This window comes from Sanguibacter sp. Z41_6 (assembly GCF_059621145.1).
The window spans coordinates 1-22,713 of the sequence record NZ_JCAQIF010000003.1 but is presented as its reverse complement, the minus strand read 5'-3'; the positions used below and the strand labels follow the sequence as shown (position 1 = coordinate 22,713).

The window sequence follows — 22,713 nt, the reverse complement described above, 5'->3', positions numbered from 1 at the left end:
CTACCCGCCGAGCCGCGTGACGTCGCGCACGGCGCCCTTGTCGGCGGAGAGCGCGAGCGCGGCGTACGCCCGCAGTGCGGTCGAGACGCGTCGTGGCCGCACGGTCCGCGGTACGTATCCAGCGCCCGCCTCGATCGCTGCTCGACGCTCGTCGAGCACGGCGTCCGGGACGTCGAGGTGCATGGTGCGCGAGGGGATGTCGATGACGATCGTGTCCCCGTCCTCGACGAGGGCGATCGCTCCGCCGGACGCCGCCTCGGGGGAGACGTGGCCGATCGACAGCCCCGACGTCCCGCCGGAGAAGCGTCCGTCGGTGATGAGCGCGCAGGCTGCGCCGAGGCCCCGACCCTTGAGGTAGGACGTCGGGTAGAGCATCTCCTGCATGCCCGGTCCGCCACGGGGGCCCTCGTACCGGATGACGACGACGTCTCCGGGCACGATCCGTCCGGAGAGGATCGCCTCGACGGCGTCCTCCTGGGACTCCACGACGACCGCCGGGCCCTTGAACGTCCAGATCGACTCGTCGACGCCCGCGGTCTTCACGACGGCGCCGTCGGGCGCGAGGTTCCCGCGCAGGACGGCGAGCCCGCCGTCCGCGGAGTAGGCGTGCGCGACGTCGCGGATGCACCCGTTCGCGGCGTCGGTGTCGAGGGAGTGCCACCGCTCCGACTGGGAGAACGCGGTCGCGGAGCGGACGCAGCCGGGCGCGGCGTGGAAGAGCTCGACGGCCTCCGGGGAGGGGGAGCCGCTGCGGATGTCCCACGCGGTCAGCCACTCCTTCATCGACGACGAGTGGACGGTCGTCACGTCCTCGTCGAGCAGCCCGGCACGGTAGAGCTCGCCGAGGATCGCGGGCACACCGCCGGCGCGGTGCACGTCCTCCATGAGGTAGATCCCGTTGGGTGCGACCTTGCTCAGGCACGGCACCGCACGGGAGCGCTCCTCGATGTCGGTGAGCGTGTAGTCGAGCCCGGCCTCCTGGGCGGCTGCGAGCAGGTGCAGGACGGTGTTCGTCGAGCCGCCCATCGCGATGTCCAGGGACATCGCGTTGTCGAACGCGGCGCGCGAGGCGATGCTCCGGGGCAGCACCGACTCGTCGCCGTCCTCGTAGTACCGGCGCGTGATGTCGACGACGGCCCGTCCCGCGTCCTCGTAGAGGCCGCGCCGCGCGGTGTGCGTCGCCAGGACGGAGCCGTTGCCGGGGAGCGCGAGGCCGAGGGCCTCGGTGAGGCAGTTCATCGAGTTCGCGGTGAACATGCCGGAGCACGAGCCGCACGTGGGGCAGGCCGCCTCCTCGATGCGGGCGATGTCGGCGTCCGAGACGTCGTCGGCGACCGCGTCCGCGATCGCCGAGACGAGGTTGAGCCGGGTCCGCACGGAGCCGTCGACGAGGACGGCCGTGCCGCCCTCCATGGGCCCGCCCGAGACGAAGACCGTCGGGATGTTGAGCCGCAGCGCTGCCATGAGCATGCCGGGGGTGATCTTGTCGCAGTTGCTGATGCAGATGAGCGCGTCCGCGCGGTGCGCCTCGACCATGTACTCGACGGAGTCGGCGATGAGGTCGCGCGACGGGAGCGAGTAGAGCATCCCGTCGTGGCCCATCGCGATGCCGTCGTCGACGGCGATGGTGTTGAACTCGCGCGGCACCGCGCCCGCCGCCTTGATGGCGTCCGAGACGATGCGTCCGACGGGCTGCAGGTGGGTGTGGCCGGGCACGAACTCGGTGAAGCTGTTCGCGACGGCGATGATCGGCTTGCCGATGTCCTCCCGCTCGACGCCGGCAGCGCGCAGGAGGGCGCGGGCGCCGGCCATGTTGCGGCCGTGGGTGACTGTGCGGGAGCGGAGTGTGGGCATGCTCGCAGTCTCCCCGACGGCGGGCATGCCCGGGAAGACGGTCCGGATGCTAGTACTGGCACTACTAGCATGAGCGCGTGACCACCCAGGAGCAGCGCCACGAGCTCGGAGCGCTGCTGCGGGCCCGGCGGGGGCAGCTCGCCCGGGCAGACCTGGGGTTGCCGGCGGTCGGACGCGGACGCACCTCGGGCCTGCGGCGCGAGGAGGTCTCCTACCTCTCCGGAGTCTCGGTCACCTGGTACACCTGGCTCGAGCAGGGCCGCGACATCCGTCCCTCCCGGCAGGTGCTCGACGCCGTCGCGCGCACCCTGCGCCTGTCAGCGGCCGAGCACACGTACGTGCTGTCGCTCGCCGGGTATGCCGCACCCTCCGCGGTGCCGGATGCCGTGGACGCGACCGCGCCGGGCCACGTCCGGCGCCTCCTCGACTCGCTCGACTCCTCACCCGCGTTCGCGATCGCCCCGGACTGGAGCATCGCCGCATGGAATCCTGCCTACGCGGCGCTGTACCCGAACGTCGCGGTCGTGGCTCCGGGCGAGCGCAACCTCCTCTGGCTCGTGTTCACGGATCCGTACGTCCGTGAGCTCCTGCCCGCCTGGGACGTCGACAGCCGACGGTTCCTCGCCGAGTTCCGTGCCGAGGTGGGGCCTCACCTCGGCGCCCCTGCGGTGGCCCGGCTCGTCGCGCGGCTGCACGACGCCAGCCCGGAGTTCCGCGAGGGGTGGCTCAGCCACGACATCGAGGGCTTCGCCTCGCGCGAGCGGCTGTTCCACCACCCCCGCGTGGGGCACCTGCACCTCGAGCAGCACACGCTCACGCCGGCGGACCACCCCGAGCTGCACATCGTCGTCTACACGCCTCTCGACGACGGCATGACACCGACGAGGCTCTCGACGTTGCTCCGTGCCGCATGAGGATGATGACGACCCGCCGGTCGTGCTAGAGTCAGCAGTCGACCGACCGCTCGACCACCTGCTGCCCGCCCGGAAGTTCCCGGGAAGGCGTCAGAACGGATGAGCGGTGCACAAGTGGAGTCCATCCCACCCGAGTCTCGATCGCTCACCCATGGTGACAACAGAGTCCGGGTTCCGGTCCGAGTCGACCGGACGCTCGCGCGTCCGAGCGACCGCGTCGAGCATCGACGTACGCGTGAGCGTGCGGGACGCTCGGGCATCGGATTGCTGGCCCCCACCCTGTGCTCAGGGATGGGGGCCTTTCTCATTCCCGACGGAACTCCCACAAGTCTTGAGGAGCATCACATCAGCGAGCCTCGCATCAACGATCGGATCCGTGTCCCCGAGGTCCGGCTCGTCGGCCCCGCAGGGGAGCAGGTCGGCGTCGTCCGCATTGAGGTCGCCCTGAGCCTTGCCCAGGACGCGGACCTGGACCTCGTCGAGGTCGCCCCTGACGCACGCCCGCCGGTGTGCAAGCTCATGGACTACGGCAAGTTCAAGTACGAGTCGGACATGAAGGCCCGTGAGGCGCGCCGCAACCAGGCGAACACCGTCCTCAAGGAGATCCGGTTCCGCCTGAAGATCGACCCGCACGACTACGGGACGAAGAAGGGCCACGTCGAGCGCTTCCTCAGCGCCGGCGACAAGGTCAAGGTCATGATCATGTTCCGCGGGCGTGAGCAGTCGCGTCCGGAGATGGGTGTCCGGCTCCTGCAGCGCCTGGCCGAGGACGTCTCGGAGCTCGGCTTCATCGAGTCCATGCCCAAGCAGGACGGGCGCAACATGATCATGGTGCTCGGCCCGACGAAGAAGAAGGCCGAGGCCAAGAACGAGCAGCGCCGTCGCGCACAGGAGGCGCAGCCCGCGAAGGCGGAGCGTCCTGAGCGTCCGGCGCCCGAGCCTGCCGAGGAGTCCGGACCGTCGGACTTCGAGGCACAGGTCGCCGTCGCCCAGGCGGAGGTGCCTGTCGCCAGCGCCGCGCCCGCCGAGGCGCCAGCCGCAGCACCCGCTGCTGCGTCGCGTCCCGCGCCCGCGTCGCGTCCGGCCCAGGCCTCGCGTCCCGCACCTGCTTCGCGTCCCGCTCCTGCCTCGCGTCCGGCGCCGGCCTCACGTCCTGCGCCTGCGTCGAGGCCTGCTGCTCGACCCGCTGCTGCTGACCCCGCGAAGCCCGTGGAGGCAGCGAAGCCCGCAGAGGCAGCGAAGCCGGCAGAGGCAGCGAAGCCGGCGGCGGCTCCCAAGCCTGCAACGCCGCGTCCGACCGCCAAGCCGGGAGCTGCTGCGAAGCCTGCTGGAGCCCCACGGCCGGCAGCACCCAAGCCCGCTCCGAAGCCGAGCGAGTAACGACCACCTGACGAGGTCCTGGACCTCACCGGTTGGAGCCCACCGGCTCCGCCCGCACGACGTCGGATGTCGACACGACACCCGACCCGACCTGAGGAGAAACGGCAGCCATGCCGAAGAACAAGACGCACTCCGGCGCCAAGAAGCGATTCCGAACCACGGGCACCGGCAAGATCATGCGCGAGCAGGCCGGCAAGCGCCACCTGCTCGAGCACAAGTCGAGCAAGGTCACGCGCCGACTGTCCTCCGACCAGGTCGTCAGCCCCGCAGACGTCAAGAACATCAAGAAGATGCTCGGCAAGTGACTCGTCCCGGCCGGGCCCGTGAGGGCCTGCGCCGACCGATTCACCTTCCGACCCCAACTGCAAGGAGCATCACGTGGCACGCGTGAAGCGGGCGGTCAACGCCCAGAAGAAGCGTCGTACAACTCTCGAGCGCGCCAGCGGCTACCGCGGCCAGCGCTCGCGTCTCTACCGGAAGGCGAAGGAGCAGGTCACCCACTCCCTCGTCTACTCCTACCGTGACCGCAAGGCGCGCAAGGGAGACTTCCGTCGGCTGTGGATCCAGCGCATCAACGCTGCGGCACGCGCCGAGGGCATGACCTACAACCGCTTCATCCAGGGCCTCAAGGCTGCCGGCGTCGAGACCGACCGCCGCATGCTCGCGGAGCTCGCGGTGAGCGATGTCGCAGCGTTCAACGTTCTCGTCAAGGTCGCCAAGGCTGCCCTGCCCGAGGACGTCAACGCTCCCCGGGTCGCGGTCTGACCCTGTCGGACGACGAGCGGGACCGCCGTGGTACGGCGGGACGCGACGACACACACAGAACGCCCGGACGATGATCGAGCTGACGAACCCCCGCAGTGAGCGGGTCCGTGCAGTGCGCTCGTTGGCCGGGCGTTCTGCGCGTGCCCGGGCCGGGCGCTTCCTCGTCGAAGGACCGCAGAGCGTGCGCGAGGCCGTGCGGTTCGCCGCAGACCGCACCCGCGCGGTGTACGTCGGGCAGACGGCACGGGACCGGTACGCGGAGATCGTCCGCGAGGCACGCGGTGCCGGGCTCGCCGTGCACGAGGCGACCGACGAGGTGCTGTCCGCGATGAGCGACGACGCCCAGGGCCTCGTCGCGGTCCTCGACGTGGCCCGGCACGGGGCGGCCGGGCTCGATGCCGTGCTCGTGGGTGCGCCCCGGCTCGTCGCGGTGCTCGCACACGTGCGTGACCCCGGGAACGCGGGGACAGTCATCCGGGCGGCTGATGCAGCGGGCGCCGACCTCGTCGTGGTGACGTCCGAGAGCGTCGACATCCACAACCCGAAGGTCGTCCGGTCGACGGCGGGCTCGCTCTTCCACCTGCCGGTGGTCGCGGGCGTCACGCTGGACGAGGCGTGCACCGCGCTGCGCGGCGCCGGCATCACGATCCTTGCGGCCGACGGATCGGGTCAGCTCGACCTCGACGAGCTGCTCGACGCGGTGGACCGCCGGACCGGCGGACCGGGCCCCGACGGTGTCGGTGGCGCCCAACCGTCCGGCGCCCTCCCGGACCTGGGCGCGTCGACTGCGTGGGTCTTCGGCAACGAGGCGTGGGGCCTGCGTCCTGAGGACCGCGCCCTCGCCGACGCCGTCGTGCGGGTGCCCCTGCGCGGACGTGCGGAGTCGCTCAACCTCGCGGCGGCAGCGACGGTCTGCCTGTACGCGAGCTCCCGCGCTCAGCGCTAGGTCTGCGCGTCGGGGACCGGCGGGCCACGCTGGCTAGAATCGTCGTGGCCGCTCGGTCGCCCGTCCGCACAAGCCTGGAGCTGAAGGCACGTATGTCTACCCCTGCCCCCGCAGATCCGTCCGCCACGTCCGGAGCGCCGCTCTCGCCGCTCGACCCGGACGCCGTCGCCGCCGCGGTGGACGCGGCGACCGCCGCGATCGCGGCCGCCGCGGACCTCGATGCGCTCAAGGCCGCGAGGATCGCGCACACGGGCGATCGCAGTGCCCTCGCCCTCGCCAACCGCGAGATCGGCCGGCTCGCCCCGGCCGACAAGGCGGCGGCCGGCAAGCTCCTCGGACCCGCGCGCGGACGGATCGGCAAGGCCCTCGCTGCCCGGCAGGTCGAGCTCGAGGCGGAGCGTGACGCCCGGGTGCTCGTCGAGGAGTCCGTGGACGTGACACTGCCGGTCGAACGACGGGCTGCGGGCGCGCGCCACCCGCTCGAGGCGCTGCAGGAGCGCGTGAGCGACTTCTTCGTCTCGATGGGCTGGGAGATCGCCGAGGGCCCCGAGGTCGAGGCCGAGTGGTTCAACTTCGATGCGCTGAACTTCGGGCCGGACCACCCCGCCCGCCAGATGCAGGACACCTTCTTCGTCGCCGGTACCCCGGGGGACGACGGCTCGCAGCCGCAGGACCCGCACCTCGTCCTGCGCACGCACACGTCGCCGGTCCAGGCCCGGACACTCCTCGAGCGTGAGCTGCCGGTGTACATCGCGTGCCCCGGCAAGGTGTTCCGCACGGACGAGCTCGACGCGACACACACCCCTGTCTTCCACCAGGTGGAGGGCCTCGCCGTCGACAAGGGCCTGACGATGGCGCACCTCCTCGGCACGCTCGACCACTTCGCGCGGGCGATGTTCGGGCCCGAAGCGCGCACGAGGCTGCGTCCGTCCTTCTTCCCGTTCACCGAGCCGAGCGCCGAGATGGACCTGTGGTTCCCGCAGAAGAAGGGTGGCGCCGGCTGGATCGAGTGGGGCGGCTGCGGGATGGTCAACCCGAACGTGCTGCTCGCCGCCGGGATCGACCCCACGGTCTACTCCGGGTTCGCGTTCGGCATGGGCATCGAGCGGACCCTCATGCTCCGGCACGGCATCGCGGACATGCACGACATGGTGGAGGGCGACGTCCGCTTCTCCCAGCACTTCGGAATGGAGCTCTGATGCCGTACATCGCCCTCGACTGGCTCGCTGAGCACGTCGAGCTCCCGGACGGCCTCACCGCCGAGCAGCTTGCCGCCGACCTCGTCCGCGTCGGGCTCGAGGAGGAAGCGGTCCACGGTGCTGCCGTGACCGGCCCGCTCGTCGTGGGCCGGGTGGTCTCGCTCGTGGGTGAGCCGCAGAAGAACGGCAAGGTCATCAACTGGTGCCAGGTCGACGTCGGTACGCACAACGACCGTGACGAGTCCGGGGCGCCGACCGTCCCGCGGGGCATCGTCTGTGGGGCGCACAACTTCGTGGCGGGTGACCTCGTCGTCGTCGCGCTGCCGGGCGCCGTGCTGCCCGGTCCCTTCCCGATCGCCGCACGCAAGACGTACGGGCACGTCTCGGACGGCATGATCTGCTCGGAGCGCGAGCTCGGCCTCGGGGAGGGGCACGAGGGCATCCTCGTCCTGGACCCGGCGGCGTACGCGGCGAGCGGGGTCGAGCTGGAGCCGGGCGCGGACGCGGTCGCCCTCCTCGGGCTGGGCGACGAGATCCTCGAGATCAACGTCACCCCGGACCGCGGGTACTGCTTCTCCATGCGCGGTGTGGCCCGCGAGTTCTCCCACTCGACGGGTGCGGCGTTCACCGATCATGGCCGACGTCCGGACGTCCCGACGGCGACGCCGTCCGGCTTCGTCGTCGAGGTCGACGACACGGCTCCCGTCCGCGGTGAGGTGGGGTGCGACCGGTTCGTCACCCGGATCGTCCGTGGTGTCGACGCCGCACGTCCCTCGCCGGCCTGGATGCAGCGCCGTCTCACCCAGGCGGGGATGCGTCCCATCTCGCTCGCGGTCGACGTGACGAACTACGTCATGCTCGACCTCGGCCAGCCCCTCCACGCATACGACCTCGCGACGCTCGTCGCGCCGTTCGTCGTGCGGCGCGCCGCACCGGGGGAGCACCTCGTGACGCTCGACGGCGTCGACCGGTCGCTCAGCGAGGAGGACCTCCTCATCACGGACAGCGCCGGGGGGCGCGGTGCCCGCGTGCTGGGTCTCGCGGGCGTCATGGGTGGGGCCGAGACGGAGGTCTCGGCCACGACGACCGACCTCCTCGTCGAGGCCGCCCACTTCGACCCGGTGTCCGTCGCGCGCACCGCGCGCAGGCACAAGCTCCCGAGCGAGGCCGCCAAGCGGTTCGAGCGGGGTGTCGACCCGCGCCTGCCCGCCGTGGCCGCGCAGCGCGCGGTGGAGCTCCTCGTCGAGCTCGGTGGAGGTGTCGTCGACGATGCCGTGAGCGATCTCGACGCCGTGACGCCTGCGTCCACCATCCGTTTCTCCCTCACCGACCCGGAGCGCCTCGTCGGGGTCCCGTACCCCGAGGAGGTCGTCGTCGGGACGCTCGAGACGATCGGCTGCGTCGTGGGTCCGGTGACCGACGAGGCGACGCGAACCGTCGAGGTCGTCCCGCCGTCGTGGCGCCCGGACCTCGTCGGCTCTGCTGAGCTCGTGGAGGAGGTGGCGCGGATCACGGGGTACGACCAGATCCCGTCGATCCTGCCCGTGGCACCCCCCGGCCGCGGGTTGACCCGCGGCCAGACGGCACGACGCTCGGTCGCGCGCGCCCTCGCGGAGGACGGGTTCGTCGAGACCCTCAGCTACCCGTTCGTGGGGACCGACCAGGACGATGCGCTCGGCCTGCCTCCGCAGGACGAGCGACGCCGTGCCCTGACGCTCGCCAACCCGCTGTCGGCGGAGCGGTCCCGCATGCGGACGAACCTCCTCGTGACGCTCCTCGACACAGCGCGGCGCAACGTCGCGCGCGGTACGACCGACCTTGCGGTCTTCGAGCTCGGGCTCGTCACGCTCCCGCGGGACGGGGCCAGCGTGGCGCCTCAGCTGCCGGGTGGCGCGCGCCCGTCGGACGCCGAGCTCGCTGCTCTGCACGCCGCCGTGCCCGCCCAGCCCCGTCACGTCGCGGGTGTCCTCGCCGGCCAGCGCGAACGGGCGAGCTGGTGGGGCCCGGCGCGTCAGGCCGACTGGACGGACGCGCTCGCGGCAGCCAGGCTCGTCGCCGAGCGCGTGGGGGTCGACGTCGCCGTCGAGCGGGACACCGAGCGGGCGCCGTGGCACCCCGGGCGGTGTGCTCGTCTCACGCTCGCTGACGGCACCGTCGTCGGGCACGCGGGGGAGCTGCACCCGAAGGTCGTCGAGCAGCTCGACCTCCCCGCCCGGACCGTCGCGTTCGAGGTGGACCTGGACGCGCTCCTCGCTGCAGCGCCGCTCGAGCCCCGCCAGGGTGCGGTGGTCTCGACGTTCCCGCTCGCGAAGGAGGACCTGGCGCTCGTCGTCGACGAGAGCGTCACCGCGGGTGCGGTCTTCGACGCCGTCCGGGACGGTGCGGGAGACCTGCTCGAGGAGCTTCGGCTCTTCGACGTCTTCACCGGCGAGCAGGTGGGCGAGGGCAAGAAGTCGCTCGCGTTCTCGCTCCGGCTGCGGGCGGCTGACCGGACGCTCACGGCGCAGGACACAGCAGCGGTCCGGGACGCAGCGGTCGCGGAAGCGGCCCGTCGCGTCGGCGCGACGCTGCGGGCCTGAGGGCCCCGAGGTGTCGTTCGTCGGGTCACGGCCACGGGTGCTGAGCATCGCGGGCACCGACCCGACGGGCGGCGCGGGGATCCAGGCTGATCTCAAGTCGTTCGCCGCCCATGGTGCGTACGGCATGGCCGTGGTGACGGCGCTCGTCGTGCAGAACACGCGAGGTGTGCGGTCCTCGCACGTCCCGCCCGCACAGCTGCTCGCGGACCAGCTCACCGCGGTGAGCGACGACGTCATCGTCGACGCCGTGAAGATCGGCATGGTCGCCACGGCAGCGAACGCACGGGTGATCGCCGAGTGGCTCGGTGAGGTCGGTCCTCCGGTGGTCGTCGTCGACCCCGTCATGGTGTCCACGAGCGGACATCGCCTGCTCGACCCGGACGGTGAGGACGCGCTCCGGGCACTCCTGGGGCATGCCCATCTCGTCACACCCAACCTCGACGAGCTCGCGGCGCTGCTGGGTGAGTCCTGTGCCACGACGTGGGACGCGGCGGTGGCGCAGGGGGGACGGCTGCTCGAGCGCTGCGGGACGAGGGTCCTCGTCAAGGGCGGGCACCTCGAGGGTGGCGCGAGCCCTGACGCGCTCGTCAGCGCGGACGGCGTCGTGCAGCTCGACGGCGCCCGGGTCGTCACGGAGAACACGCACGGCACGGGATGCTCGTTGTCTGCGGCGGTCGCCGCGCTGCGGCCGCGCCGCGCGACGTGGGAGGACAGTGTCCGAGCCGCCAAGGACTGGCTCGGGGGGGCGCTCGCCGCGGCGGACGCGTTGCAGGTGGGCGGCGGCCGGGGGCCGATCGACCACTTCCACCACCTGCTGCCCGCGGAGCCTCCGGTGGCCGGCAGCGGTCAGTCCGTGTAGCTGCAGTCGTACCCGGGTGGGAACCATCGCAGGGTCGTCGTGACGTCGTCGACCCGCGAGCCCGCAGGGGCGTCCGCGTAGCACTGCGCCCTGGACTGGTCCATCCCGATCTTGGCGTACACGACGGCGCTCAGCGCGGAGACGACGAGGATGAGCACGGTCAGGGCGACCCGAGCTCCTCGGGACGGCCCCGGTCCCTGGTTCTCGTACCCGCCGTCAGCCCAGGAGTGGTTCATGGCACGAGGGTAGCGGCACGCCCGCCCCCTGTTGTTGGTATAGAACTCGGGTCTGTGTATGGTTATGCATATGACGTTCAGGGTAGCGGTGGCGGGTGCCAGCGGGTACGCGGGGGGCGAGATGCTCCGGCTCCTGCTCGCGCACCCCGACGCAGAGATCGGGGCGCTCACCGCCCACTCCAACGCGGGAACCCCGCTCGGGGCGCACCAGCCCCACCTCCGGCCCCTCGCGGACCGGGTGCTCCTCGACACGACCGCAGAGCACCTCGCCGGTCACGACGTCGTCGTCCTCGCGCTGCCGCACGGCGCGTCCGGTGAGATCGCCGCCCAGCTCCCCGACGACGTCCTCGTCATCGACCTCGGAGCCGACCACCGGCTCGTGGACCCCGCCGCGTGGGCGGACTTCTACGGGTCGGAGCACGCAGGCACGTGGCCGTACGGGCTCCCGGAGCTCCTCCACGTCGCCCCGGGCGACGGGCCGTACACCAAGCAGCGCGAGCTGCTCGTCGGCGCGCGCCGCATCGCGGTACCCGGGTGCAACGTCACCGCCGTCACCCTCGGGCTGCAGCCCGGGGTCGCTGCGGGGATCCTCGATCCCCAGGACCTCGTCGCCGTCCTCGCGGTCGGGTACTCCGGGGCGGGGCGCACCCTCAAGCCGCACCTCCTGGCATCCGAGGCGCTCGGTTCTCTCCAGCCGTACGCGGTCGGTGGCTCGCACCGGCACGTGCCGGAGATCGAGCAGAACCTCCGCGCCGCCGGCGCCCGGGACGGCGTGAGCATCTCCTTCACGCCCGTCCTCGTGCCGACGTCCCGCGGGATCCTCGCCACCGCCACGGCGCGTCTGCTGCCCGAGCACGACGCGATCAGTCCGGCCGACCTGCGCCTCGCCTGGCAGCAGGCCTACGACGGGGAGCCCTTCGTCGAGCTCCTGCCCGAGGGGCAGTGGCCCACGACCGCGGCGACCACGGGCGCGAACACCGCCCTCGTCCAGGTCGCGCTCGACCAGCGTGCCGGTCGCGTCGTCACCGTCACGGCGATCGACAACCTCGTCAAGGGCACGGCGGGTGCCGCCGTGCAGTCCATGAACATCGCCCTGGGCCTGCCACAGACCCTCGGCCTGACGACGGTGGGAGTCGCCCCGTGAGTGTCACCGCAGCGCAGGGGTTCCGGGCGGCAGGGGTCGCGGCCGGGCTCAAGTCGACCGGGCTGCCGGACGTCGCGGTCGTCGTCAACGACGGCCCTCTCGACGCGGCCGCGGCCGTCTTCACCACGAACCGGGTCTTCGCCGCCCCTGTGGCCTGGTCGCGCCAGGTGGTCGCCGACGGCCGGGCCAGCGCCGTCGTCCTCAACTCCGGCGGGGCCAACGCGTGCACCGGCCCGGAGGGCTTCGGGGACACCCACCGCACCGCCGAGCATCTCGCCGGAGCGCTCGACGTCTCGGCGGGTGACACGCTCGTGTGCTCCACGGGACTCATCGGCACGCGGCTGCCCATGGACGCGCTGCTCGCCGGGGTCGACGCCGCGGTCGGCGCGCTCTCCGTGGACGGTGGCGCCGACGCCGCACGGGCGATCATGACGACCGACAGCGTGCCCAAGACCGCCGTCGTCAGTGCGGGCGACGGGGATGCGACATGGACGGTCGGCGGGATGGCCAAGGGAGCGGGGATGCTCGCGCCCGGGCTCGCGACCATGCTCAGCGTCCTGACGACCGACGCCGTGGCCGATGCCGCGACTGTCGACGCCGCGCTGCGGTCAGCGACACGGTCGACGTTCGACCGCGTCGACTCCGACGGCTGCATGTCGACGAACGACACCGTCATCCTGCTGGCCTCCGGTGCGAGCGGCGTGACCGTGGGCCTCGAGGAGCTCTCCCGCGCCGTCACCCAGGTCTGCGCGGACCTCGCACGTCAGCTCGTCGCGGACGCCGAGGGTGCGAGCCACGACATCGCGGTGCGCGTCGTGGGTGCTGAGCACGAGGACGCCGCGGTCGCGGTCGCCCGCGCCGTGACCCGCTCGAACCTCTTCAAGGCCGCCGTCTTCGGCAACGACCCGAACTGGGGCCGGGTGCTCTCCGCGGTCGGCACCGTTCCCGAGTCCGTGGCGGCGTTCGACGCTGCGCGGCTCGACGTGTCGATCAACGGCGTCATGGTCTGCCGTGCAGGGGGAGTCGGGGACGACCGTGACCTCGTCGACCTGTCCGCGGGGCGCGAGGTGCACGTCCTCGTCGACCTCCACGCGGGACCTGCCGAGGCGACCGTCTGGACCAACGACCTCACGCACGACTACGTCCACGAGAACAGCGCGTACTCCTCATGAGCACATCCACGACCGACCTCAGCCACATCGACACCGCGGACCTCGACCCCGCGCAGAAGGCCGAGGTCCTCCTCGAGGCCCTGCCATGGCTGCAGCAGTTCAACGGTGCCCTCGTCGTCGTCAAGTACGGCGGCAACGCGATGATCGACGAGCGCCTCAAGGCGGCGTTCGCCCAGGACATGGTCTTCCTGCGCCAGGTGGGGCTGCACCCCGTCATCGTGCACGGCGGCGGTCCCCAGATCTCGGAGATGCTCAGCAGGCTCGGGATCGCGAGCGAGTTCAAGGGTGGTCTGCGCGTCACCACCCCTGAGGCGATGGACGTCGTGCGGATGGTGCTCACGGGCAAGGTCTCGCGTGAGCTCGTCGGGCTGCTCAACGCCCACGGTCCCCACGCGGTGGGGCTCTCCGGCGAGGATGGCGGCCTGCTGCGCGCACGCCGGCGGCACGCGACGGTCGACGGCGAGGCCGTGGACGTCGGTCTCGTGGGCGACGTCGTCGAGGTCGACCCCCGTGCGGTGCAGGACCTGCTCGATGCCGGGCGCATCCCTGTCGTCTCGACGATCGCCCCGGACATCGCCGACCCGACCCAGGTGCTCAACGTCAACGCGGACACGGCGGCGGCGGCGCTCGCCGTGGCGCTGCGGGCCAAGAAGCTCATCGTGCTCACGGACGTCGAGGGCCTGTACACGTCGTGGCCGGACAGGTCCTCGTTGGCCAGCCGGATCACCGTGTCTGCGCTCGCGGAGCTCCTCCCGAGCCTCGAGTCGGGGATGGTGCCGAAGATGGAGGCGTGCCTGCGGGCCGTGCGTGGTGGTGTGCGCCAGGCGCACGTCATCGACGGTCGGGTGGCCCACGCCGTCCTCATGGAGGTCTTCACGGCCCGGGGGATCGGCACCATGGTCGTCCCGGACAGCGACGGGCGCCTCGCCGGGACGACGACGAGCTCCATCCCGATCGTCCCCGCACACGTCGTGCGCGCCCCGAGCACCACGGTCCCTGCGCCCGCAGGCGAGCATCTTGCACCCCCCGCACCCCCCGCACCACCGAGCACGGACGGAACGACGTCATGACCGAGACCATCCGGACGACCACGTCCACCCTGGCGGCCGACGGCGGGGCAAGCACCGCGTGGACCCAGCGGTACACCGCGTCCGTCATGGACACCTTCGGTCCTCCGCAGCGGATCCTCGTGCGCGGCGAGGGTGCGTACGTGTGGGACGCCGACGGCAAGCGCTACCTCGACCTCCTCGCCGGCATCGCCGTCAACGCCCTGGGCCATGCGCACCCGACGCTCACGGCCGCGATCAGCGCACAGCTCGGCACCCTCGGGCACGTCTCGAACTTCTTCGCCACGCCCACACAGGTTGCGCTCGCTGAGCGGCTCCTGGAGCTGGCGGGCGCGTCCGAGGGCTCCCGGGTCTTCTTCACCAACTCCGGTACCGAAGCCAACGAGGCAGCGTTCAAGATGGCGCGTCGCACCGGACGTCCGCGCATCCTCGCCCTCGAGGGTGCGTTCCACGGACGGACCATGGGGGCGCTCGCGCTCACCTCGAAGGTCGCGTACCGGGAGCCGTTCGAGCCGTTGCCGGGTGGGGTCGAGTTCCTGCCCTTCGGTGACCTGGATGCTCTCGAGGCAGCCTTCGCCGACGGTACCGGTGCGGACGTCGCGGCGTTCTTCATCGAGCCTGTGCAGGGTGAGGCCGGGGTGCGTTCGCTGCCCGCCGGTTACCTCGCCCGTGCGCGGGAGCTCACGGCCGAGCACGGTGCGCTCCTCGTCCTCGACGAGGTGCAGACGGGTATGGGCCGTACCGGTGCCTGGTTCGCTCACCAGCTCCCGCTCGTCGGGGAGGGAGTGGTCCCTGACGTCGTCACGCTCGCCAAGGGTCTCGGGGGCGGGTTCCCCATCGGCGCCGTCGTCGCGTTCGGCGAACGCGCGGCGACGCTCCTGGCGCGTGGGCAGCACGGCACCACCTTTGGCGGGAACCCCGTCGCAGCGGCTGCCGCGCTCGCCACGATCGGTGTCATCGAGCGGGACGACCTGCTCGCGAGCGTCACGGCCGTCGGTGAGCACCTGCGGACAGCGGTCGGCGCGCTCGGGCACCCCCTCGTCTCGTCGGCGCGCGGGGTCGGCCTGCTCGTCGCGATCGAGCTGACGGACCCGGTCGCGCCCGCCGTCGCGTCCCGTGCCCTGGATGCCGGCTTCATCGTCAATGCCGTCAGCCCCACGGCGCTGCGTCTCGCCCCGCCCCTCATCCTCACGCGTGAACAGGCCGACGACCTCGTGGCCTTCCTCGGCTCGCTGCCCGCGACCGCGTCCGAGCTGCTCCCCGGTGAAGCGTCATGACCCGCCACTTCCTGCGCGACGACGACCTCTCGCAGGCGGAGCAGGCCGAGGTGCTCGAGCTCGCGCTCGAGTTCTCCCGGGACCGGTTCGCCCGGACTCCGCTCAGCGGCCCGCGCGCCGTCGCCGTGCTGTTCGACAAGCCGTCGACCCGGACCCGGGTGTCCTTCTCCGTGGGGATCGCCGAGATGGGCGGGTACCCCCTCGTCATCGACGGGGTCGGGTCCCAGCTGGGTCGCGGCGAGGAGGTCGCCGACACGGCGCGGGTCCTCGACCGGCAGGTGGCCGCCATCGTCTGGCGGACCTTCGGGCAGGAGCGCGTCGAGGCGATGGCCGCAGCGAGCAGCGTCCCCGTGGTGAACGCCCTCACCGACGAGTTCCACCCGTGCCAGATCCTCGCTGACCTTCTCACCCTCGCCCAGCGCAGGGGCGGTGTCGGCGCGCTGCCCGGCCTGGCGCTCGCCTACCTCGGTGACGGCGCGAACAACATGGCGCACTCCTATCTCCTGGGGTGCGCGGTGGCGGGGATGCACGTGCGTATCGGCGCGCCCGTCGGCTTCCACCCCGACCCGTCCGTCGTCGCCGACGCCCAGCGCATCGCGGATCTCACCGGTGGTTCGGTGCTCGTCACCGACGACCCGGCCGAGGCGTCACGAGGCGCGCACGCCCTGGCGACGGATACGTGGATCTCGATGGGGGACGAGGACGAGGCTGCGGACCGCAACGCCCCGTTCGTGCCGTTCCAGGTCGACGGCACGCTCCTCGCGCTCGCGGCGCCGGACGCGATCGTCCTGCACTGCCTGCCGGCATACCGTGGCAAGGAGATCACCGCAGAGGTCATCGACGGCCCGCAGTCAGCCGTCTGGGACGAGGCCGAGAACCGCCTGCACGCCCAGAAGGCGTTGCTCTCGTGGCTCCTGGAGCGGTCGTGAGCCTCGGCCCCGGCCCGGTGCGTTCGCTTCCCGCCACCAAGGCCGCCCGCCACGCGCGCATCGTGCACCTGCTCCTGCGCGAGCAGATCCACTCCCAGGCGGAGCTGGCACGGGCGCTCGCCGAGGACGGCCTGCACGTCACCCAGGCCACGCTCTCCCGGGATCTCATCGAGCTCCGCGCCGAGAAGGTGCGCACGTCGTCAGGCGTGCTCGTGTACGCCGTGCCGGGGGAGGGGGGCGACCGCTCGGTGCAGGCGACGACCGACGCGGAGTACCTCGCCGCCCGGCTCGCGCGCCTGTGCGGAGAGCTCCTCGTCTCCGCCGAGAGCTCGGGCAACCTCGTCGTGCTCCGCACCCCGCCGGGTGCCGCACAGTACCTCGCGTCGGCGATCGACCACTCGGTCCTCGCCGGCGTCCTCGGCACGATCGCCGGGGACGACACCGTCCTCGTGATCGCCCGCGCCGTCGACGGCGGTGACGAGCTCGCAGCCCGTTTCGTCGCCCTCGCCAGCGACGCCCCCTGATCCTCCCCGACCGACCGCCGGGCGCCGAGGGCGCACCGGTGGATGACACACTTGACCAGTACACAATCGTTGAGAAAGAGAAGTGCCATGACTGAACGCGTCGTGCTCGCCTACTCGGGCGGCCTGGACACCTCCGTTGCCATCGGCTGGATCGCCGACCGCACCGGCGCCGAGGTCATCGCCGTGGCCGTCGACGTCGGCCAGGGCGGGGAGGACCTCGAGGTCATCCGCCAGCGTGCCCTCGACTGCGGCGCCGTCGAGGCGTACGTCGCGGACGCCCGCGACGAGTTCGCGGAGGAGTACTGCATGCCGGCGCTGCGCGCCAACGCGCTGTACCTCGACCGGTACCCGTTGGTGTCGGCGCTGTCGCGTCCGACGATCGTCAAGCACCTCGTCCGCGCCGCCCGGCAGTTCGACGCGCAGACCGTCGCGCACGGCTGCACCGGCAAGGGCAACGACCAGGTCCGCTTCGAGGTGGGCATCACGTCGCTCGCCCCGGACCTCAAGTGCCTCGCACCTGTCCGTGACCTCGCGCTGACCCGTGAGAAGGCCATCGCGTACGCCGAGCAGAACAACCTGCCGATCGCGACGACCAAGCACAACCCGTTCTCGATCGACCAGAACGTCTGGGGCCGTGCTGTCGAGACGGGCTTCCTCGAGGACATCTGGAACGCGCCCACGAAGGACGTCTACAACTACACGGACGACCCCACGTTCCCGCCGGTCGCGGACGAGGTCATCATCACGTTCGACAAGGGCATCCCGGTCGCTCTCGACGGTGTGGCCGTGACGCCGTTGCAGGCCATCCAGGAGATGAACCGGCGTGCCGGTGCGCAGGGTGTGGGGCGCATCGACATCGTCGAGGACCGTCTCGTGGGCATCAAGTCGCGGGAGATCTACGAGGCGCCCGGTGCGATCGCGCTCATCGCGGCGCACCAGGAGCTCGAGAACGTCACGGTCGAGCGCGAGCAGGCGCGGTTCAAGCGCCAGGTCGAGCAGCGCTGGACCGAGCTCGTCTACGACGGCATGTGGTTCTCCCCGCTCAAGCGTTCGCTCGAGACCTTCATCGACGACACGCAGCGGTACGTCTCGGGCGACATCCGCCTCGTGCTCCACGGTGGCCGGGCGACCGTCTCGGGCCGACGCAGCGAGTCGAGCCTGTACGACTTCAACCTCGCGACGTACGACGAGGGAGACTCGTTCGACCAGTCCCAGGCGAAGGGCTTCATCGAGATCTTCGGTCTCACCGCGAAGCTCTCCGCGGCACGCGACGTGAGGTTCGGCAACGGTGTCGACCTCGGTGCGGGCAACCTCGGGTCGACCGGTGCCTGAGCAGGACGCGACCCGGGTGAGCCTGTGGGGCGGCCGGTTCGCCGGCGGCCCCGCCGAGGCCCTCCAGGCGTTGTCGTTGTCCACGCACTTCGACTGGCGGCTCGCGCAGCACGACATCGCGGGATCCCGCGCGCACGCCCGCGTGCTGCACGCAGCGGGGTTGCTCACCGAGGCTGAGCTGACGGACATGCTCGCCGCCCTCGACGTGCTGTCCGCCGACGTGGAGTCCGGCGCGTTCCTCCCGGTCCCCGCGGACGAGGACGTGCACACGGCTCTCGAGCGTGGGCTCATCGAGCGGGCCGGCGCAGATCTCGGGGGCAAGCTGCGCGCCGGGCGGTCACGCAACGACCAGATCGCGACGCTCGTGCGGATGTACCTGCGGGAGGAGTCGCGGACGATCGCGCGCCTCGTGCTCGACGTCGTCGACGCACTCGTGGCACAGGCCGAGGCGCACCCCGGGGCACCGATGCCGGGCCGCACCCACCTGCAGCATGCCCAGCCCGTGCTGCTCGCGCACCATCTGCTGGCTCACGCCTGGCCGTTGCTGCGCGACGTCGACCGCTTCATCGACTGGGACGTGCGTGCCGCCCGGTCGCCGTACGGATCGGGTGCGCTCGCAGGATCGTCGCTCGGGCTCGACCCCGAGGCCGTCGCGGCCGAGCTCGGCTTCGACGGTTCTGTCGAGAACTCGATCGACGGGACCGCCAGCCGGGACGTCGTCGCGGAGTTCGCGTTCGTCTCCGCGATGCTCGCCGTGGACCTCTCGCGGTTCGCGGAGGAGATCATCATCTGGAACACGAAGGAGTTCGGCTTCGTCCGGCTCGACGACGCGTTCTCGACGGGCTCCTCGATCATGCCGCAGAAGAAGAACCCGGACGTGGCAGAGCTCGCGCGCGGCAAGGCGGGACGAGTGATCGGCGACCTCACGGGGTTGCTCGCCACGCTCAAGGGCCTGCCGCTCGCATACAACCGTGACCTGCAGGAGGACAAGGAGCCGGTCTTCGACCAGGTCGACACCCTCACCGTGCTGCTGCCGGCGTTCGCGGGGATGGTGCAGACGATGACGTTCGACACCGAGCGCATGGCTGCGCTGGCGCCCCAGGGCTTCTCCCTCGCGACGGACATCGCCGAGTGGCTCGTGCGTTCCGGTGTCCCGTTCCGCGTCGCGCACGAGGTGGCCGGAGCGTGCGTCCGGGTGTGCGAGGAGCGCGGCATCGAGCTGTGGGACCTGAGCGACGACGACCTCGCGTCGATCTCGGAGCACCTCACGCCCGCTGTGCGCAGCGTGCTCACGGTCGAGGGGTCGCTCGCCTCCCGGGACGCCGTCGGCGGGACGGCACCGGCGCGCGTCGCCGAGCAGCTCGACGAGGCGAAGGTCCGCGCCGCAGAGTTCCGGTTCTGGGCGAACAGCTGACCGCGGTGTCGCTGCTGGGGGCGGGCACGGCGCGCGGAGCTGCGGCGTGACCGTCCCCTCCGGCGTCCTCGAACGGCTCGTCGCGGTCCTGCGCTCTGTACCGGCAGGCCTGGGTTCGACGCGGCTCGTGCTCGTCGACGGTCCGGCGGGTTCAGGCAAGACCACCCTCGCCGCGCAGCTCGGTGCGGTGCTGCCCGCGTCCGTCGTCCACATGGACGACCTCTACGAGGGATGGACCGGCATGGACGAGGGTGTCCGCATCCTGTGCGACGAGGTGCTGGCGCCCCTCGCGCGCGACCGGCCCGGGACCTACGCGCGCTACGACTGGTCGACCGGCCGGCGGGCCGAACGCCACACCGTGCTGCCCGCCGAGCACCTCGTCGTCGAGGGCTGCGGATCGGCGTCCCGTGCCGTCGACGTGTTCGCGCCGTTCATCGTCTGGGTGGAGGCGGACGATGCCCTGCGCCTGCGGCGCGGGCTCGCCCGTGACGGTGACGCCGCGCGGAGCCACTGGGAGCGTTTCATGGTCGTCGAACGAGCACACTACGCCGCCAACGCGACCGCGCAGCGGGCACATGTGCGTCTCGACGGTGCGGGGGCCGTCTGCGGCTGGCCGGACGCCGAGGTGCGCGAATGAGCGGTGTCCTACCCCGGTCCTGGTACGAGCGCGACGCCCTGGAGCTCGCTGTCGCGTTGCTCGGCGCGCTCGTGACGACGACGGGGCCCGACGGCACGGTGACGGCCCGGATCACCGAGGTGGAGGCGTACCGCGGCGACCGGGACCCGGGTTCGCACGCATTCCGCGGTCGAACGCCCCGCAACGCGACGATGTTCGGTGAGCCCGGACGCCTCTACGTCTACCGGCACATGGGTCTGCACTCGTGCATGAACGTCGTGGCAGGAGAGGTCGGCGCCGCTTCCGCGGTCCTGCTGCGTGCCGGCGAGATCGTCGAGGGGGCCGACGTGGCGACGGAACGTCGGCTCCGCCGCGGGGTGGTCCGTCGGCCCGAGATGCTCGCGAGCGGTCCAGCGCGCCTCACGGTGGCTCTGGGCATCTCCCACGAGCTCGACGGGGTCGATGTGACGGATCCCCGCGGCAGCGTGGTGGTGCGGGCCGGGCGGGTCCTGCCCGGCTCGACGATCGACACCGGCCCGCGGGTCGGTGTCGCCGGTCCGGGTGGGGACGGTGCGGTCTATCCGTGGCGCTTCTGGCTCGCGGGTGACCCGACGGTCTCCGTCTTCCGCCCCGGCGGTCGACGGCCGGCCGCCCCCGGGCGCGGCGCCTGAGGGCGCGCGTTCTCCCGGAGCGGGTCGGCACGGCAGACTAGGCGGGTGCGTCGCACGAGATGGCGCCGTGGGAACCGAAGGAGAAGCAGTGAGCAACGTGCTGGACGAGCTGACGTGGCGTGGTCTGATCAGTCAGACCACGGATCTTGAGGCGCTACGTGAGTCTCTCGAGGCCGGGCCGGTGACGTACTACTGCGGTTTCGACCCCACGGCGCCGAGCCTGCACCACGGACACCTCGTGCAGCTCGTCGTGCTCAGGCATCTCCAGCTCGCCGGGCACCACCCGATCGCCCTCGTCGGTGGCGCGACGGGGCTGATCGGCGACCCCCGGATGTCGGGGGAACGTGTGCTCAACTCCCGCGAGACCGTGGCCGAGTGGGTCGGGCGCCTGCAGGCGCAGATCTCCCGGTTCCTGTCGTTCGAGGGTGACAACCCTGCGGTCATGGCAAACAATCTCGACTGGACGGGTTCCCTGTCGGCGATCGACTTCCTCCGGGACGTCGGCAAGCACTTCCGTCTCGGCACGATGCTCGCGAAGGAGACGGTCGCCCGGCGGCTCAACAGCGAGCAGGGGATCTCCTTCACCGAGTTCAGCTACCAGATCCTCCAGGGCATGGACTTCCTCGAGCTCAACCGGCGGCACGGCTGCACGCTGCAGACCGGCGGGAACGATCAGTGGGGCAACCTGCTCGCCGGTGTCGAGCTCATCCGCAAGTCGGAGCAGCGCACGGTTCACGCGCTCGCGACCCCGCTCATCACCAAGGCCGACGGGACGAAGTTCGGCAAGTCGGAGGGGGGAGCCGTGTGGCTCGACCCCGAGATGATGAGTCCGTACGCCTTCTACCAGTTCTGGGTCAACGCCGACGACGCCGACGTCGTGGGGTGGCTGAAGATCTTCACGTTCCGCTCAGCTGAGGAGATCGAGGCGCTCGCAGCGTCTGTCGTCGAGCGCCCGGCTGCCCGGGAGGCGCAACGCGTCCTGGCGCGGGACGTGTGCGAGCTCGTCCACGGCAAGGAGGCCACGGACGCCGCGATCGCGGCGAGCCAGGCGCTCTTCGGTCGGGGTGATCTCACCGAGCTGGACGAGGCCACGCTCGGTGCGGCGGTCGCGGAGCTGCCGTCAGCTCCTGTGCAGGTCGGAGACCTCGTGGTCGACGCGGTGGTCGCCAGCGGCCTCGTGGCCTCCAAGGGTGCGGCTCGGCGCGCCGTGGCCGAGGGGGGCGTGTACGTCAACAACGTCAAGGTCGAGGACGCGGACGCTACCGTCGCGGCGGGGGACCTCATGCATGGTCGGTGGGCCGTGCTGCGACGCGGAAAGCGCACGCTCGCGGTCGCCGTGGCGGGATAACGAGCGCTTAGGACCGGGCGCGTGCGCCAGCGCTTCGTCGCTGGCGCCCGAGCGCGGAGCGCCGCCCGACGGCGATCCGCCCCGGCGCCGGGGCGGATCACCCGGGACCTCGCTTGACGATCGCGTTCATGTCGACGTAATGTTCTGGACGTCAGCCCGACTGGGAGGAACAGACACCACTGCGAAGCTCGTTACGAGCCGGCGAAGTGGCTGGTCCCGGGGTTGGTACCCACATGGTGATGGTGCGCGCGGACGTGGTTCGCGGGTGTTGTAGTGTGGGGTTCTGGTTCGAACTGGTGTTCGGTTGTCCGTGAGGATGAGCGGATGGGGTTCGGGTCGGAAGTGGCCGCTGAGGTGGTCTTCGGTGTGTGGCTCGGTCCGGGAGGGCGGGGTTGGACAGCGGGGGTTGGTTCGGTTAGGCTGGAGAGGTTGCCCCGAGAGCAGGCCGGTTGGTCTGGTTGAGGTGAGCGTCCGTTCCTTGAGAACT

General features: G+C 71.6%; 21 protein-coding genes. 19 read left to right on the top strand and 2 right to left on the bottom strand.

The features are described from left to right. A complete protein-coding gene (ilvD, locus tag AC54T1_RS07690; RefSeq protein ID WP_496911579.1) occupies positions 1-1,854 on the bottom strand; it encodes a dihydroxy-acid dehydratase in 1,854 nt (617 codons plus the stop codon). A gap of 77 nt (positions 1,855-1,931) precedes the next feature. Here ilvD and AC54T1_RS07685 point away from each other — a divergent pair, with 77 nt between their 5' ends. The 8 genes from AC54T1_RS07685 to thiD all read left to right on the top strand — a co-directional run bounded on the left by AC54T1_RS07685 (position 1,932) and on the right by thiD (position 10,496). After that, a complete protein-coding gene (locus AC54T1_RS07685) occupies positions 1,932-2,768 on the top strand; it encodes a helix-turn-helix transcriptional regulator (RefSeq protein ID WP_496911578.1) in 837 nt (278 codons plus the stop codon). Positions 2,769-3,059: 291 nt separating this feature from the next. Further along, on the top strand, positions 3,060-4,148 hold the full coding sequence (gene infC, locus AC54T1_RS07680; protein ID WP_496911577.1) for a translation initiation factor IF-3: 1,089 nt from the start codon (positions 3,060-3,062) through the stop codon (positions 4,146-4,148). A gap of 110 nt (positions 4,149-4,258) precedes the next feature. After that, positions 4,259-4,453, top strand: coding sequence for a 50S ribosomal protein L35 (rpmI, locus tag AC54T1_RS07675; RefSeq protein WP_484345378.1), 195 nt, complete (start codon positions 4,259-4,261; stop codon positions 4,451-4,453). A 73-nt stretch (positions 4,454-4,526) separates the two neighbouring features. Continuing rightward, the gene (gene rplT / locus AC54T1_RS07670; protein WP_484345379.1) at positions 4,527-4,913 is read left to right on the top strand and encodes a 50S ribosomal protein L20; all 387 of its coding nucleotides are present in this window, start codon (positions 4,527-4,529) and stop codon (positions 4,911-4,913) included. Positions 4,914-4,983: 70 nt separating this feature from the next. After that, complete coding sequence (locus tag AC54T1_RS07665) at positions 4,984-5,859, top strand: TrmH family RNA methyltransferase (RefSeq protein ID WP_496911576.1); 876 nt, start codon at positions 4,984-4,986, stop codon at positions 5,857-5,859. Positions 5,860-5,951: 92 nt separating this feature from the next. Beyond that, complete coding sequence (pheS, locus tag AC54T1_RS07660) at positions 5,952-7,058, top strand: phenylalanine--tRNA ligase subunit alpha (RefSeq protein ID WP_496911575.1); 1,107 nt, start codon at positions 5,952-5,954, stop codon at positions 7,056-7,058. Further along, complete coding sequence (gene pheT / locus AC54T1_RS07655) at positions 7,058-9,637, top strand: phenylalanine--tRNA ligase subunit beta (RefSeq protein ID WP_496911574.1); 2,580 nt, start codon at positions 7,058-7,060, stop codon at positions 9,635-9,637. The genes pheS and pheT overlap by 1 nt, the downstream gene beginning before the upstream one ends. A 10-nt stretch (positions 9,638-9,647) precedes the next feature. Then, positions 9,648-10,496 (top strand): bifunctional hydroxymethylpyrimidine kinase/phosphomethylpyrimidine kinase, encoded by an 849-nt coding sequence (gene thiD, locus AC54T1_RS07650; protein WP_496911573.1) that lies wholly within the window; start codon positions 9,648-9,650, stop codon positions 10,494-10,496. Here thiD and AC54T1_RS07645 read toward each other — a convergent pair. Then, positions 10,484-10,732 carry a hypothetical protein gene (locus AC54T1_RS07645; protein ID WP_484345384.1) on the bottom strand — a complete coding sequence of 83 codons (249 nt, stop codon included), beginning with the start codon at positions 10,730-10,732 and terminating at the stop codon, positions 10,484-10,486. The genes thiD and AC54T1_RS07645 overlap by 13 nt on opposite strands. Before the next feature lie 64 nt (positions 10,733-10,796). On the opposite strand from AC54T1_RS07645, the gene argC reads away from it, so the two are divergent. From argC to tyrS, 11 genes are all read left to right on the top strand, one after another. Continuing rightward, the gene (gene argC, locus AC54T1_RS07640) at positions 10,797-11,876 is read left to right on the top strand and encodes an N-acetyl-gamma-glutamyl-phosphate reductase (protein ID WP_484345385.1); all 1,080 of its coding nucleotides are present in this window, start codon (positions 10,797-10,799) and stop codon (positions 11,874-11,876) included. After that, positions 11,873-13,048, top strand: coding sequence for a bifunctional glutamate N-acetyltransferase/amino-acid acetyltransferase ArgJ (argJ, locus tag AC54T1_RS07635; RefSeq protein WP_484345386.1), 1,176 nt, complete (start codon positions 11,873-11,875; stop codon positions 13,046-13,048). Before argC ends, argJ begins: the two co-directional genes overlap by 4 nt. After that, positions 13,045-14,118: an acetylglutamate kinase gene (gene argB / locus AC54T1_RS07630; RefSeq protein ID WP_484345387.1), complete on the top strand. Its 1,074-nt coding sequence runs from the start codon at positions 13,045-13,047 to the stop codon at positions 14,116-14,118. The genes argJ and argB overlap by 4 nt, the downstream gene beginning before the upstream one ends. After that, entirely contained in the window at positions 14,115-15,392 is a 1,278-nt protein-coding gene (locus AC54T1_RS07625; protein ID WP_484345388.1) for an acetylornithine transaminase, read from the top strand. Before argB ends, AC54T1_RS07625 begins: the two co-directional genes overlap by 4 nt. Continuing rightward, on the top strand, positions 15,389-16,321 hold the full coding sequence (gene argF / locus AC54T1_RS07620; RefSeq protein WP_484345389.1) for an ornithine carbamoyltransferase: 933 nt from the start codon (positions 15,389-15,391) through the stop codon (positions 16,319-16,321). Before AC54T1_RS07625 ends, argF begins: the two co-directional genes overlap by 4 nt. Next, positions 16,300-16,845, top strand: coding sequence for an arginine repressor (locus tag AC54T1_RS07615; protein WP_484345390.1), 546 nt, complete (start codon positions 16,300-16,302; stop codon positions 16,843-16,845). Before argF ends, AC54T1_RS07615 begins: the two co-directional genes overlap by 22 nt. A gap of 87 nt (positions 16,846-16,932) precedes the next feature. Further along, positions 16,933-18,177 (top strand): argininosuccinate synthase, encoded by a 1,245-nt coding sequence (locus tag AC54T1_RS07610; RefSeq protein ID WP_496911572.1) that lies wholly within the window; start codon positions 16,933-16,935, stop codon positions 18,175-18,177. Beyond that, on the top strand, positions 18,170-19,591 hold the full coding sequence (argH, locus tag AC54T1_RS07605; protein WP_496911571.1) for an argininosuccinate lyase: 1,422 nt from the start codon (positions 18,170-18,172) through the stop codon (positions 19,589-19,591). The genes AC54T1_RS07610 and argH overlap by 8 nt, the downstream gene beginning before the upstream one ends. Positions 19,592-19,637: 46 nt before the next feature. After that, on the top strand, positions 19,638-20,228 hold the full coding sequence (locus tag AC54T1_RS07600; RefSeq protein WP_496911570.1) for an AAA family ATPase: 591 nt from the start codon (positions 19,638-19,640) through the stop codon (positions 20,226-20,228). Then, positions 20,225-20,878 (top strand): DNA-3-methyladenine glycosylase, encoded by a 654-nt coding sequence (locus tag AC54T1_RS07595; protein ID WP_496911569.1) that lies wholly within the window; start codon positions 20,225-20,227, stop codon positions 20,876-20,878. Before AC54T1_RS07600 ends, AC54T1_RS07595 begins: the two co-directional genes overlap by 4 nt. An 88-nt stretch (positions 20,879-20,966) precedes the next feature. Then, complete coding sequence (gene tyrS, locus AC54T1_RS07590) at positions 20,967-22,226, top strand: tyrosine--tRNA ligase (protein WP_484345395.1); 1,260 nt, start codon at positions 20,967-20,969, stop codon at positions 22,224-22,226. Positions 22,227-22,713: the final 487 nt, after the last annotated feature.

Bases quoted from the DNA above. Each gene is read 5' to 3' on its own strand.
- ilvD (WP_496911579.1), bottom strand. From the start codon at position 1,854: ATGCCCACACTCCGCTCCCGCACAGTCACCCACGGCCGCAACATGGCC.
- infC (WP_496911577.1), top strand. From the start codon at position 3,060: ATGGGGGCCTTTCTCATTCCCGACGGAACTCCCACAAGTCTTGAGGAG.
- rpmI (WP_484345378.1), top strand. From the start codon at position 4,259: ATGCCGAAGAACAAGACGCACTCCGGCGCCAAGAAGCGATTCCGAACC.
- AC54T1_RS07665 (WP_496911576.1), top strand. From the start codon at position 4,984: ATGATCGAGCTGACGAACCCCCGCAGTGAGCGGGTCCGTGCAGTGCGC.
- pheS (WP_496911575.1), top strand. From the start codon at position 5,952: ATGTCTACCCCTGCCCCCGCAGATCCGTCCGCCACGTCCGGAGCGCCG.
- pheT (WP_496911574.1), top strand. From the start codon at position 7,058: ATGCCGTACATCGCCCTCGACTGGCTCGCTGAGCACGTCGAGCTCCCG.
- AC54T1_RS07645 (WP_484345384.1), bottom strand. From the start codon at position 10,732: ATGAACCACTCCTGGGCTGACGGCGGGTACGAGAACCAGGGACCGGGG.
- argC (WP_484345385.1), top strand. From the start codon at position 10,797: ATGCATATGACGTTCAGGGTAGCGGTGGCGGGTGCCAGCGGGTACGCG.
- argB (WP_484345387.1), top strand. From the start codon at position 13,045: ATGAGCACATCCACGACCGACCTCAGCCACATCGACACCGCGGACCTC.
- AC54T1_RS07625 (WP_484345388.1), top strand. From the start codon at position 14,115: ATGACCGAGACCATCCGGACGACCACGTCCACCCTGGCGGCCGACGGC.
- argF (WP_484345389.1), top strand. From the start codon at position 15,389: ATGACCCGCCACTTCCTGCGCGACGACGACCTCTCGCAGGCGGAGCAG.
- AC54T1_RS07610 (WP_496911572.1), top strand. From the start codon at position 16,933: ATGACTGAACGCGTCGTGCTCGCCTACTCGGGCGGCCTGGACACCTCC.
- AC54T1_RS07595 (WP_496911569.1), top strand. From the start codon at position 20,225: ATGAGCGGTGTCCTACCCCGGTCCTGGTACGAGCGCGACGCCCTGGAG.